At 59.1% G+C, this 13319-nt stretch carries 9 protein-coding genes; 6 read left to right on the top strand and 3 right to left on the bottom strand.

Annotation, left to right across the window (positions count from 1 at the left end):
• Positions 1–103: 103 nt before the first annotated feature.
• Positions 104–1918 carry an alpha,alpha-phosphotrehalase gene (locus HMPREF2674_RS06015; RefSeq protein WP_070825112.1) on the bottom strand — a complete coding sequence of 605 codons (1815 nt, stop codon included), beginning with the start codon at positions 1916–1918 and terminating at the stop codon, positions 104–106.
• Positions 1919–2320: 402 nt separating this feature from the next.
• Here HMPREF2674_RS06015 and ilvD point away from each other — a divergent pair, with 402 nt between their 5' ends.
• Both ilvD and HMPREF2674_RS06025 read left to right on the top strand, forming a co-directional pair.
• Positions 2321–4165: a dihydroxy-acid dehydratase gene (ilvD, locus tag HMPREF2674_RS06020; RefSeq protein WP_049342738.1), complete on the top strand. Its 1845-nt coding sequence runs from the start codon at positions 2321–2323 to the stop codon at positions 4163–4165.
• 280 nt (positions 4166–4445) lie between these two features.
• A complete protein-coding gene (locus HMPREF2674_RS06025) occupies positions 4446–5477 on the top strand; it encodes a hypothetical protein (RefSeq protein ID WP_049342737.1) in 1032 nt (343 codons plus the stop codon).
• 87 nt (positions 5478–5564) lie between these two features.
• Here the strand turns inward: HMPREF2674_RS06025 and HMPREF2674_RS06030 are convergent, their stop codons facing one another.
• Positions 5565–5843 (bottom strand): putative quinol monooxygenase, encoded by a 279-nt coding sequence (locus HMPREF2674_RS06030; protein ID WP_049342736.1) that lies wholly within the window; start codon positions 5841–5843, stop codon positions 5565–5567.
• Between the two features lie 244 nt (positions 5844–6087).
• Between HMPREF2674_RS06030 and HMPREF2674_RS06035 the strand changes: the two genes are divergently transcribed.
• Together HMPREF2674_RS06035 and HMPREF2674_RS06040 are read left to right on the top strand one after the other, a co-directional pair.
• On the top strand, positions 6088–7293 hold the full coding sequence (locus HMPREF2674_RS06035) for an RNase H family protein (RefSeq protein WP_246822744.1): 1206 nt from the start codon (positions 6088–6090) through the stop codon (positions 7291–7293).
• A 205-nt stretch (positions 7294–7498) separates the two neighbouring features.
• Positions 7499–8596, top strand: coding sequence for a YdcF family protein (locus tag HMPREF2674_RS06040; protein ID WP_239663094.1), 1098 nt, complete (start codon positions 7499–7501; stop codon positions 8594–8596).
• A 99-nt stretch (positions 8597–8695) separates the two neighbouring features.
• Here HMPREF2674_RS06040 and cls read toward each other — a convergent pair whose 3' ends face one another.
• The gene (gene cls, locus HMPREF2674_RS06045) at positions 8696–10174 is read right to left on the bottom strand and encodes a cardiolipin synthase (protein WP_049342735.1); all 1479 of its coding nucleotides are present in this window, start codon (positions 10172–10174) and stop codon (positions 8696–8698) included.
• Positions 10175–10344: 170 nt separating this feature from the next.
• On the opposite strand from cls, the gene HMPREF2674_RS06050 reads away from it, so the two are divergent.
• Together HMPREF2674_RS06050 and HMPREF2674_RS06055 are read left to right on the top strand one after the other, a co-directional pair.
• Positions 10345–11022, top strand: a complete 678-nt coding sequence (locus HMPREF2674_RS06050) for a TetR/AcrR family transcriptional regulator (RefSeq protein ID WP_049347283.1) — start codon at positions 10345–10347, stop codon at positions 11020–11022.
• 128 nt (positions 11023–11150) lie between these two features.
• Positions 11151–12875 (top strand): MDR family MFS transporter, encoded by a 1725-nt coding sequence (locus HMPREF2674_RS06055; protein ID WP_049347279.1) that lies wholly within the window; start codon positions 11151–11153, stop codon positions 12873–12875.
• Positions 12876–13319 lie beyond the last annotated feature (444 nt).

The raw sequence follows: 13319 nt of genomic DNA on the forward strand, positions 1-13319 counted from the left end.
GGTATATATAAAACCGACCTGGGAATATTCTAGAAATAGAATATTGCCAGGTCAGTTTATATCATCCCGCCCCACAGGCTAGGGGAGAGGCGCGGAACCGCTTTTAGCCCTCAATCAGCAGCGCCAGAGCCTCGTAGGTACGCAAGTTCAGCGTCACCGTCTCAGCCGAATCAGACACAGCAGAATCCGCCGCAGTGGAATCGACCGCAGAATTCTTGTAATTACACACCAGCACGCGACCGGAACGAACAAACTCAGCCGGAACCTCAACCTCGGTCAGTTCGCCGTAGAAGTTCGTCAGCACCAGCAGGCGCTGCGCCGGGCTACCGTTCTCAGCTTCAGCGGGAAGCTCACGCAGGTACGCAAACACCCGCTCGTGATCCAACGCGTAGGGCGCGTACGAACCCACAGAGATGACCGGGTACTGCTTACGCAGGGCAATCAGGTTGCGGTAGTAGGGCAGAATCACGCCGTCACGTTCCTCATCCTCCACCGAAATACCGGCACCGGTCGCCGCATCACGCACCGGGGCGGGAGCCAGCCACGGCGACGTGGAACCAAAACCGGCAGTTGCCGGATCCGCGGTCCACTGCATCGGCACACGCGAATTATCGCGAGCCTTCGACGCCACAATCTCCAGGGCCTGCTGCTCGTTCAGGCCGCGCTCACGCAGCATCGCGTAGGCGTTGTGCGCCTCCACATCCACGTACTGCTCGATCGAGGAGTAGACCGGGTCAATCATGCCGATTTCCTCGCCCTGGTACACGTACGGGGTGCCGCGCAGCAGGTGAATCACGGTCGCCAGCATGGTTGCCGACTCGTCACGGTAACGCTCAACGTCACCAAAACGGTTCAGCGCGCGCGGCTGATCGTGGTTATTCCAGAACAGCGCGTTCCAGCCGCCGCCGGCCTGCATACCCAGTGCCCAATCGTTCAGAATCTGCTTCAACTCGGCAAAACGGAACGGCACCTTCGACCACTTCTCGCCGTTCTCGTAGTCCACCTTCAGGTGGTGGAAGCTGAACACCATATCCAGCTCGTGGTTTGCCGGGTTGGAGTAGCCCACGCAGTTTTCGATGCTGGTCGAGGACATTTCGCCCACGGTCACGGTGTCATCATGCTGGCCGAAGGAGGCGCGGTTCAGCTGCTGAATACGGGTGTGCACAATCGGGGTGTCGGTGTATTGTGCCTTGTCCACGGTGCCTTCGGGGGCGTCGAGCAGCTCTTCACCCTTACCGATGACGTTAATGACGTCGAAACGGAAACCGCGCACGCCCTTCTCGTACCAGAAGTTCACGACCTTAAACAGCTCGTCGCGCACAACCGGGTTGTACCAGTTCACGTCCGCCTGGGTGCGGTCGTACAGGTGCATGTAGAACAGGGGAGTGCCGTGCTCATCCGTGTACTCGCCGAAGCGGGACCAGCAGGAGCCGCCGAACTTCGACTCCCAGTTGGTCGGTTCACGCAGCTGACCGTCCTCGGTGTATTTGCCGGGGCGAATGTAGAAGTAGTCCCAGTATTCGCGCTCGTTGGCGAGCGCACGCTGGAACCATTCGTGCTCGGTCGAGACGTGGTTGAGGACCATGTCGAACATGACGCCCACACCGTGCTCGGCGAGGGCGGCGATCATCTCTTCGACATCCTCCATGGTGCCCAGGTCGGGGTTAATGGCGTAGTAGTCGGAGATGTCATAGCCGTTGTCGTTTTGCGGGGAGGCGAAGAACGGGTTGAACCACACCATGTCCACGCCCAGGGAGGCAATGTAGGGCACCTTCTCGATGACGCCGCGCAGGTCGCCGTAGGCGCCACCGGCGGAGGAGTAGAAGGACTTGGGGTACACCTGGTAGATGACGGAGGACGCGAAGTCCTTGCCGCCTGCCGGGGTGAGGGTGAGCGATGCGGTGGGTGCCTGTGTCATAGAAACCTTCTGAAATATATGCAGGGTTCAGCGTGTATAAAAGCGTGTATAAATCAGTGTGTTGGGAACGAACCGCGTCGGTGCTACATATGCGCAGCGAGGTTCGTCCGCGGCAGACACAGACGCCTGCCGCCTCCCGGCGCGTTCGCCGCTTGAATATCGCCGCCCGCAACCTGGGCTCATTCCAGATTAGGGGGCATAATGGGGTGATGTCCCCCATCTACCCCAAAGGGGGCAATTCTGCCGCAGATCCGGCACAACTCCGTGGCCTCAGCCCTCCCACCGATAGGCGGTTGCAGGCTCGTGCGCGTTTCGATGCATGAAACCAAAGTGACCCTGAGCTGAAGAGCGTTGGACGCCGCGCGTAAAATCAGTACTTGCATCACTACGGAAGGTAAAACAATGCCAGAACTGCGTTCACGTACTTCAACTCACGGCCGTAACATGGCTGGTGCCCGCGCCCTGTGGCGTGCCACCGGCATGGGCGATGACGATTTCGGTAAGCCCATTATTGCTATCGCGAACTCTTTCACCCAGTTCGTGCCCGGTCACGTGCACCTGAAGAACATGGGTGAACTGGTCGCCGGCGCTATCCGTGAGGCTGGCGGCGTCGCCAAGGAATTCAACACCATCGCCGTTGATGACGGTATCGCGATGGGCCACGACGGCATGCTGTACTCGCTGCCTTCCCGCGACCTGATTGCGGATTCGGTCGAGTACATGGTGAACGCGCACCGTGCCGACGCGCTGGTCTGCATCTCTAACTGTGACAAGATCACCCCCGGTATGCTTCTGGCGGCAATGCGCCTGAACATCCCCACTATCTTTGTGTCCGGCGGCCCGATGGAGTCCGGCGAGGGTATTGAGGGCGTTGTTGAGCACCGCCTCGACCTGATTGACGCCATGGTGATGGCTGTTAACGACAGCGTCAGCGATGAGGCGCTCGCTCAGGTTGAGAAGAATGCGTGCCCGACCTGTGGTTCCTGCGCGGGTATGTTCACCGCGAACTCCATGAACTGCCTGAACGAGGCGATTGGCCTGGCGCTGCCCGGTAACGGCACCACTCTGGCTACCCAGGTGGCTCGTAAGGAGCTGTTCCTGGACGCTGGCCGCCGCATCGTGGAGCTGGCTAAGCGCTACTACGAGCAGGATGACGAGTCGGTTCTGCCCCGCTCCATTGCGACCAAGGAGGCGTTCGAGAACGCTATGGCGCTGGACGTGGCGATGGGCGGTTCGACCAACACCGTGCTGCACACCCTGGCGATTGCTCACGAGGCGGGTGCCGACTTCACTCTGGATGACATTGACCGCATTTCGCGTCAGGTTCCCTGCCTGGCGAAGATTGCCCCGAACTCCACTAAGTACCACATTGAGCACGTGCACCGTGCCGGTGGTATCCCCGCCCTGCTGGGTGAGCTGAACCGTGCCGGCCTGCTGCACAAGAACGTTCATTCTGTTCACGCTGACTCGCTGGACGAGTGGCTGGACGAATGGGATATCCGCGGCGGCAAGGCGAGCGAGAAAGCGAAGGAACTGTTCCTGGCAGCCCCCGGTGGCGTGCGCACCACCCATGCGTTCTCCACCGCTAACAAGTACGAGTCCCACGAGACTGACTCCGAGAACGGTTGCATCCGCGCCGTAGAGCACGCCTACACCAAGGACGGCGGCCTGGCGGTCCTGTACGGCAACATCGCCCAGGACGGCGCAATCATCAAGTCCGCTGGTATTGATGAGGAGCTGTTCCACTTCAAGGGTCGCGCTTTCGTGGTCGAGTCTCAGGACGAGGCTGTGTACGAGATCCTGTCGAAGAACGTGAAGGAAGGCGACGTTGTCGTCATCCAGTACGAGGGCCCGAAGGGCGGCCCGGGTATGCAGGAGATGCTGTACCCGACCTCCTACCTGAAGGGCCTGGGCCTCGGTAAGAAGTGCGCACTGATTACTGACGGTCGTTTCTCCGGCGGTACCTCTGGTATTTCGATTGGTCACGTCTCCCCGGAGGCGGCTGCTGGCGGCGCTATCGGTCTGGTGCAGACCGGCGACGAGATTGAGATTGACGTGAACAACCGCATCCTGCGTGTGAACGTTTCGGATGAGGAGCTGGCTGCTCGCCGCGAGGCGAAGGGCGCCGCACCGTGGCGTCCGACCAAGCCGCGTGAGCGTCACGTGTCGAACGCCCTGAAGGTGTACGGCATGCTGGCCGCATCCGCCGATAAGGGCGGCGTGCGCATCCTGCCCGAGGACGCTTAGGCGCCGACTCGGTAGCCGCGAGACCGGCTCACTCTGGCCAATCCCCGACGTCGCGAGATCCCAGGCATAACGTCCGGTAAGAGCAGTGCCCTACCCCACATGCATGTGGGGTAGGGCACTGCTCTTTATGGTAGTAGCCCTCATTTTTTGGGTTCTCGGCGAGGTGCATTGCGAGGTCCCTCGGGTTGCAGTAGGGTGTAGGGGCACCCGGTTTGTATTCACCGACTCAGCACAACCACTCAAACACAACGCAATTCGCAACCCTCACGAGGACGTATTCATGGTTACCCTGCCCGCACGCGCACAGCGTGCCTTTACTTGCCGTGCCCTGGCGGCTCTTGCCTGCATCGGTGCGCTCGCTTTGAGTTCTTGCTCTGCCCAGCCGCAGGCTGATGATTCTGAAACCGCCCCGATGAAGGTGGCGACTTCTTCCGCGCCCGTGGACGCTAAGACCCTGTTCACCGCGGCGGATGGCTCCTGGAAACCGAATACCGTGCAGATTGCTGCCGGCTTGGATTCCCCTGCAACCTACGATTCGGTGGCGACCCCCACGAATGAGCCGAGCACCGACGCCGAGTACGAGGCGGCATACGCCACGGCGAGCGGCTCCGTGAGCACTATCGATCCTGGTACTCGCTGTGGCGTGACGAGTCTGCTGGGTGGTTCCGCCGGTATTTACGTGTATGACGGTTCGGATTGCGCGAAGGCTCAGGAGGCGGTGCGCCTCTTCAACAGCCGCAAGAACCAGGACGGCGCGGCGAGTGTTGAGTGGTACCAGTGCGCTACGAAGGTGCAGGGCCGCGACTACATTACGGGTGCCTGCTTCACGCAGGGTGGTAGCGTTGAGAAGCCGCGCCTGGCGCTGATTCCGGCACAGACCCGCATGCTGTCGGGTACGCTGACCTTCGCTGAAGCGTACGGTGGCGGCACTTTCGGTCAGGGTGAGCAGACGAAGACTGTTGAGGCGCTGCGTTTCACCAGCCCGGACTCTAAGGTCGCGTGTTCGGTGACCCCGTCGGGTGTGGACTGCCAGGCGCTGGTGGGCGTGACCCTGCAGGGATGGGATGCCGCAACCGGTGCCCCGCAGCAGCGAGTGCACCTGAGCAAGGACACCGCGGAGGCTTCCCTGGTGGGTCAGACCTCCAGCCCGGAGCCGGTGAATACTGAGGGTATTGTTGCCCTGTCTACCGGTCAGGTGGTGACCGCGTACGGGTACACCTGCAAGTCGGTGAATACCGGTAAGGTGCACTGCGTGAGCGAGGGCAACGGTTTCACCCTCGACTCGGTTGAGGTCGGCCTGGAGCGTCACTAGCGGGTGCGCTCGCCTTCGGGACTTAACACACGGTGCCCGGCACCCCTCAGCGGAAGGGGTGCCGGGCACCGTATGTTTAGATGCTGCTTAGCGGAAGTTGACGATACGCACGTCCAGCTCGGAGGCGAGCAGCGGCTCCCATGCGGCGACGGCCTGGGTGAAATGCTCGGTGGCCATGTGCACATCCAGTAGAGCCTGGGACTCCCAACGCTCGATGAAGGCGAACTCGGTTTCGGAGACGGCGCCGAAGTCGTAGCTGACGTTGCCCTCGTCCTTGCGGCTGGCGGTCACGAGCGGCTCAATGGTCTTGAGGAACTCCTCGACGTGCTCGGGCTTGACGGACAGTCCTGCGTAGACACCAATCATGGTTTCTCCTTTGGGTGGGGCGGCTGGTGCCGCATCGTTGATGACTCTCTTACGGTACACCTTTGGGGCGGCGGCGTGGTTCAGGCACGGCGGATGTCCACCCCGGGGGAGGGGGCGGCGGCCGGCCCTTCGCTGACTGGAAAAAATCTCACAAATGTTTGCGACTCCTCCAGCTTCGACCTATAAAAGAAAGGTAAGTCAATCCGCACGCATGAAAGGAGAAGCGGAATGGTAGTCACGGGAGGTGACCGCGTTGGTATTTTCACCGGCTCATATCAAACGATGCGCCCTGACCTGGGAAGCGCCCGACTATAGTGCTTCCTACCCGGCCGGATACACCGATCAGGGAGTTGCCGTCATTGCGGTAGCTCAGGAACACCGCCAGGCGCAGGGTTTTTGCTACTCGGCGCTGTCGACGGTGGTTTTTATTTCGAAGCAGGACGGCACCCGCGCCGTCATTAATGAGGAGCCCCTGCTCTTTCAGCACACTCATTCGCTCATGGAGTCCTGCGATGAGGTGCATCCCCGTCTGCTGGGCCGAGCCGTGTTGGCCGCCTGGGATCACATCCCGGAGCAGTACCGTTGCAACCTTGTGACGATTGCGGCCGATCGTAAGCATCTGAAGCACCTGTTCCGGGATTGCGACCACCTGAAGACGATTATGGAGTACCGCGCTTTTGAGAAGGTGCTGGACCCCTACGATAATCACTCCCTGGGTGAGGTGCACGTGAAGCTGGCCGGCACCCCCGCCTACGAGCGGATGCAGGCCGAGGTCACCCGTACGCGCGAGACCGTGGATGACATGGTGCACGACGCTCTTGCCCCCCGCCCGCTTGAACAGCTGGAGGATTACAGCGTCTTTACGGACTGCTCGTTTCGTTCCACGCACAACAAGAAGTACCAGCGCGGTGGCCGCATGGGCATCGCCGGAGTGAGCGAGGACGGCTTTTACTTTCACTCTCACTATGACGGCGTGAATATCATGACCGGAGAGCTGTCGGCCGTGCTGGCCGCATATACCGTGTTTCACAGCGGTTCGCGCCGCCTGATTATCAATACCGATTCCTTGGGCGCCATCACCTTCGTGTTGCGCCTGGCGCACAGCCGCTGGACCTTCGAGACCTGGGCCTCCGAGGGTGTGCAGGATGAACGCGTGGTCGCCCAGATGCGCTCCCTCACCGAGGCAATCCGCGAGAAGCGCGTGCTGGTTAAGCACGTTCCGGGCCATACCGGTCACGGCCTGCAGGAGAGCAGCGACTCCGTGTCGAAGATGCACCGGCACTTTCCCGGACAAATTGTTGATAAACGGCATCAAAGCGAATTTAACCAGCGCTGTGAGTCGATTATTACCGCTCTGGCAGGGTGCGCGAAGGCGGTTCGCCTGATGGCTCCCGACTGGGTGCAGATTAAACCCTCTTCAATTCACGCGGGAAACCGTTTGTGGCGTTAGAATAGAATTGGGTAGAAATGAACGCGCGATGCGTCCACCGCATAGAATCTATGCGTCGAGTGGAGGCCTCGCGTGTTTCTTATACCCTTTTTCTGCCCAGCGCTTCCGAATGGGGTGGGTGCAGGCAGGCATAGAATTGGGGGAAGAATTTCTGAATCTCCCGATTTTTAGCGGGCACGCACTTCACTTATTTTTGGGACCCTTTATGCCTTTTCAGCTTCCCGACTCTTCTCTATCTATTCCGCTGGTGGTGCTGTATGCGCTGACGGTGTTTTCGCTGGTGCTCTTTATCTGCCTCTACCTGCGGGAACGCCGTAGCGTGTTTGTCGGCTGGTTGCTGATTGCGACCGTGGGGTTGCTGGGTACGAGCTTGGGCGTAACGGCGATTGTGGCAGAGAACCAGATTTTGCTGGTGTTGGCGTTCCTCATTGTTATCGTTCCGGCGATCCTTTCGATTTTTACGCCTTTGGGTTTGACCGGTCTTTTCCTTTATAGCGGTGTGCGTCTTATTGTTCGTGAGGGTTTTTCGCTCACTAATTCTTTGGCATTGGCTGCCGGTGTTGCTCTTATTGTGGGCCCGTTCTTTGCTCCCGGTCCGGCGGAGAACACTCCGTTGGGCGGTGTGTGGGGAACAATTTATTTCTATTTTTCGCTGGTGCTGACCTATTTCACCATCTACGCGGTGGGCTTTACTGTGTCGGCAGTGTTGAACCTGGTGAATTTCCGTCAGCAGGCTGACTATGTGGTGGTGCTCGGCTCGGGTCTCATGGGGGATCAGGTGACTCCGCTGCTGGCGGGTCGTATCGATCGCGGCATTGAAATTTACCGTAAGAACCCCGGCTCGAAGCTGATTATGTCTGGCGGTCAGGGCCCGGATGAGGATGTACCCGAGGGCGTGGCGATGACTCGCTACGCTGTATCCCGTGGTATTCCCGAGACGGACATTATTGTGGAGGACCGCGCGGTGAATACCCGCGAGAACCTGCTCTTCTCTTACGCTCTGATGCCGGAGGTTGCCGAGGGCAAAACCCCGAAAGTTGCTGTGGCAACAACCAGCTACCACCTGTTCCGTGCGTTGCTGCTGGCGCGTTCGCTGGGCCTGAAATGCTGGGGTGCGGGGGCTCGTACGAAGGTGTATTTTGCGGTGAACGCTTTTATTCGCGAGTTCATCGGCTATTTGAGCATGACGCGCCGCCGCCACATCATTACTTTGAGCCTGTGCACGGTCCTCTACATTGCGGTGGTGCTCTTCGTGTGGTGGATGCACTCCGCAGGTTTGGTGGGCCCGGGCGAGCCGATCTAGCCTCCAGCGGCGGCTCTAGCTTGTAGCCCGGTGCATCCTGCGATAGCGCCTCATACAATAAAACTGCCCACCCGGGGTTATCCGGGTGGGCAGTTTTATTTAGAGGAGAGATGACCACAATCGGCAGAGGTTCTCAATCACCTTGATGCGGCGCGGACGCTCAGCCCACTGGGTGTACAGCAGCTCGGTGCACTTGCTTTCGTAATCGGCCGTGACCTCCTCAAGCATGGTGACCATGGCGCGGTCAGTAATAAAGGTGGAAACCTCCATGTTGAGCGAGAAGGAGCGCGGGTCCATATTCGAGGAGCCGATGAACGCCAGGTCGTCGTCCACGAACATGAACTTGGAGTGCAGCACGGTCGGGCTGGGGTACTGCAGGATGCGCACACCCGCCTGGAGTAGCTGCTCGTAGTAGGAACGCTGCGCCATGTTGGGCAGGAACTGATCGCCCTTTTCGCACACGATCACGGTGGTTTCGATGCCGGAGTAGGCGGCGTTGGTGAGTGCCTGAAGCAGGGTTTCCTCGGGCACGAAGTAGGGCGAGCAGATGGTGATGCGCCGGTCGGCGTTGTAGATCATGTAGTTGATGAGGCGCAGGTTGTTTTCCGTCTCGAAACCGGGGCCGGAGGGCACAACCTGGGCACGCATCCCATCACCCGCATAGGGGATATCCGTGTTAATTTCGGCGAGCAGCAGCTGGTTCGTCTCGGAGTACCAATCGGAGACGAAGACGGCGTTGAGCTCTTCGACGATGGGGCCGGTGCAGGAGAACGTGAGGTCCTTCCATTCCAGACCCTTCTTGACGTTTTCGGGCATGTCGTAGGAACGATCGATGACGTTCTGCGAGCCGGAGAAGGCGACCTGTCCATCTACGACGAGTACCTTGCGGTGGTTACGCAGGTCGGGTCGCTGCCACTTAAGCTTCCAGGGCTTGATCGGCAGCATAAGCTTCCACTGCATACCGGACTCGTTGAGCATCTTCACGAGGTGCTTGTAGGAGGGGTACTTACGCGAGCCGATGTGGTCGATCAGCACGCGTACCTGCACTCCGCGGCGGTGGGCCGCGAAAAGGGAATCCCAGAGCACGGCGCTGGATTCGTCGTAGGCGGCGATGTAGAACTCGAAGTGCACGTATTCGGTGGCCCGGTCCACGGCCTTGGACATTTCAACCATGGCCTGGTGGTTGTCGGTGTGGAGGGTGAACTGGTTACCGCCGACGAGGGGGAGAGAACCGAGGGTGTAGTTGAGCTGGCTGGCTACCTTGGCGGGGTCGGAGAGGTCGTCGGTGCGGGTGAGGGCCGGCTTGTTTTCGGTGGCTTCGCGAATCATATCGTTCATGGCGTGCTGCCGGGCGCGTCGGTACGCGGGCAGGCGTGAGGAACCGAAGACGAGGAAGACGAAGAATCCGGCGTAGGGGATGAAGAAGATAGCCATGAGCCAACCGAGGGCGACCACGGGCTTGCGATTGTAGGGCAGCCAGAAGAGAGCGATAAGTCGAATCAGGATATCGAGAATACCGAGGGCGAGGCGTAGCCAATCGGGCAGGAAATCGAGGTATGCGGGGGCAAATAGGTTCACCCGTCTATTATGCCGTGGCCGGTGAATTCTTGCGGGGGAGTGCGGTGGCGTCTTACGATTCAGGTCGGGGGTGCCGTTTGCAGGGGAGAGACGAAAGGCACAGAACGGCTAATTGCAATAGCGCAAATATTCACTTGAGCATCCCGTGCAGAGATGAAATAATTGCACTCATGCAGAAAAAGGAACTGAGCCTTCGAGAACGACGACGCGAACAGACCTGGCGCGCCCTCCACGAAGCGGCCCTCAAGCGCGTCCGCGAACACGGGATGCGCGGAACCACCGTTGAGGAAATTGCCCGTGAGGCCGGGGTCTCGCCCCGTACCTTCTTCAACTACTTCCCCTCCAAAGAAGACGCCGTCCTGGGTTTGCGCGAACCGGTCGTCAGCGAGGAAATCCTTGAAACCGATCGTCTCCACGAGGACGAAAACACGATTATTCGTGTCACCCACCTGCTGTGGCAGATTATTTTCCATAGCTTCTATTACATCAAGGTCAAGAGCAACGATTTCCAGACCCACTGTCGTGAATTCCCCGACTCGGCCAAGCGCTTCAAGATGCACCACATGCGGTGCGAGCAGGTGCTCACCGAGTATCTGAACACGATTGACTGGGTTGCCTTTGACGCCGCCGGCCGCCGCGGTCCCTTCCCACGCCGATCCCCGTCGGACCCGCTGACCGACCACCTGCAGGAGCGTGCCCGTGCCAAGGTGCAGCTGGCCTCGGCGGTGTTGCGTCAGCTGGAGTTTGCCCGCCACCTTGAGGATGAGGAAGAAATTAACCGCGGTATTCGACAGACGGTGAAAACCTACCAGTTCCTGCTTTTTGAGCAGGGTAGGCCTGCAATCTAGCGGCGGTTCACCGCCCTTGGCTACACACGGCTATACACGGGCTACAGAAACCCGCCTGTTGGAACCAGAACGTGGATTCTGGCGGGCACCCGCAACAGACACATATTGAACGTAACTAAGGATTATCGATGAGTACAGAGGAAAAGAAGCTACCTCAGCCGCCAGCAGGCGAGGCTAAGCAGGAAAGTAAAAACCGCATCCGCGCCATGTTCTTGGGCTTGGTCGTTGTGATGCTCATGTCCTCGCTGAATCAGACGATTCTGGCGCCGTCACTGCCCACAATCGTGGGTGAGCTACACGGCGTGGAGCACATGAGCTGGGTGATTACCATTTTCATCCTGCTTTCGACCATTACGATGCCGGTCTACGGTAAGCTTTCTGACCAGTTCGGACGCAAGCCCTTCCTGATTTTCGCGATTGTCGCTTTCATGGCGGGTTCCGTGGTTGGTGCGCTCGCGCAGGATATGAACTGGCTGATTTTTGCTCGTGCCCTGCAGGGTCTGGGCGGTGGTGGCCTGATGATTCTGTCGCAGGCCGTGATTGCCGATGTGATTCCTCCGCGCGACCGCGGCCGCTACATGGGTATTATCGGTGGCGTTTTTGCGTTCTCCTCGGTGGCTGGTCCGCTGATTGGTGGCTGGATTACTGAGGGTCCGGGTTGGCGCTGGGCGTTCTGGCTGAACCTGCCGCTGGCTATCCTGTCGATTCTTGCGGTGATTTTCTTGCTGCCGCACCGCCCGTTCCGTGACCGCGAGAAGCACAGCATCGACTACCTTGGCTCGCTGATTCTGATGGCGGGCACGAGTGCGCTTGTGCTTGCCACGATTTGGGGTGGCAACCAGTACGAGTGGACCTCGCCCGAGATTATTGGTCTGCTGGTCTTCTCTGCGGTTGCTGCGCTGGTGTTCATCCCGGTGGAGAACCGTGCGGCTGAGCCGGTCATGCCCATGTACCTGTTCAAGAACCGTAACTTCCTGCTGACTCTGGGCGCTTCGCTGGCGCTGGGTGTGGCGATGTTCGGTGCGGTGGAGTACATCCCGACTTATCTGCAGATGGCGCTGGGCGTGAGTGCTACGGTTGCCGGTCTGCTGATGATCCCGATGATGGGTGTCATGCTGGTGGTGTCCATTGTGACGGGTCGCGTGGTGTCGAAGACTGGTCGTTATAAGGGTTACGTGACGAGCGGTACCGCGATTGTGGCGCTGGGTCTGTTCCTGCTGTCGACCGTGACTATTGAGACTCCGACCTGGCTGTTCTGTGTGTACCTCGCGGTGATGGGCGCCGGTCTGGGTATGTCTATGCAGTTCTTGACTCTGATTGTTCAGAATGCGTTCCCGGTGAGCGTGGTTGGTACCGCGACGGCGTCGAATAACTTCTTCCGTCAGGTGGGCGCTACCGTGGGTGCCTCGCTGGTTGGTGGTCTGTTTACCTCGCGTCTGACCTCGCTGATTTCTGAGCGTATGCCGCAGCAGGCGCTGCAGTCTTCGGGTGGTCACGCGTCGTCTCTGACTCCTGAGCTGGTGGCGTCTTTGCCGGAGCCGGTGCACGGCATCATTGTGAATGCGTATAACGATGCGCTGATTCCGCTGTTCCTGTACCTGGTGCCGCTGGGTCTGGTGTCTACGCTGCTTCTGTTCTTCATTCGTGAGGACGCGCTGGCGACGACCCTGGAGACTGAGCCGGCTGTTGATATTGCTCGTGCGGCGACCGGCGCGATTCCGGTGATTACTCCGGAGATGGCTGCTAAGGATGCGCAGGCTCTGAAGAGCATGCACGGCTCTGCTCGTGCTCGTATTGATGAGTCGTTGAGCTCGGAAGCTTCGCCTGATTCGGAGCCTAACGCTAAGAGCTAGGGTCTTAGCACTAGATGCGGAGGCGTTGCCTTCCTATATAAGTGGCGCCCCGGTGCGAGTCGTGTGCTCGTGCCGGAGCGCCGTTTTTGGCTGAGTTGCCTTAAAGGGCGTGTTTAAGAGGTGTGCCTTAGCTTCTGCTACTGCTTTCTGAACTGTTGGCTTAGCCAGTGAATTAGTGGGTTTACGTGGTGTTTTACCCCGGTAATACCCCTATCGAAAGTGTCATAACGTCCTTATGTCGCAGAGAATGTTTCCGATGTAAAATTTTCGTAAAAATTATTAATTCACCCCTTTACCCCGGTAATTCCGGGGTATTTTTTTGCACAGTCTCCTTCCAGCCTCTGCACAGGGTGTTCTAAGGGGTGAAAGTGTCAAATGTGGGTTTGGTGGAAGTGTTACAGGCTATATAAGATAAAGTAAATATGCTCCTAGTGACAGTCATCA

Source organism: Rothia sp. HMSC062F03 (assembly GCF_001836905.1).
GTDB lineage: Bacteria > Actinomycetota > Actinomycetes > Actinomycetales > Micrococcaceae > Rothia > Rothia mucilaginosa_A.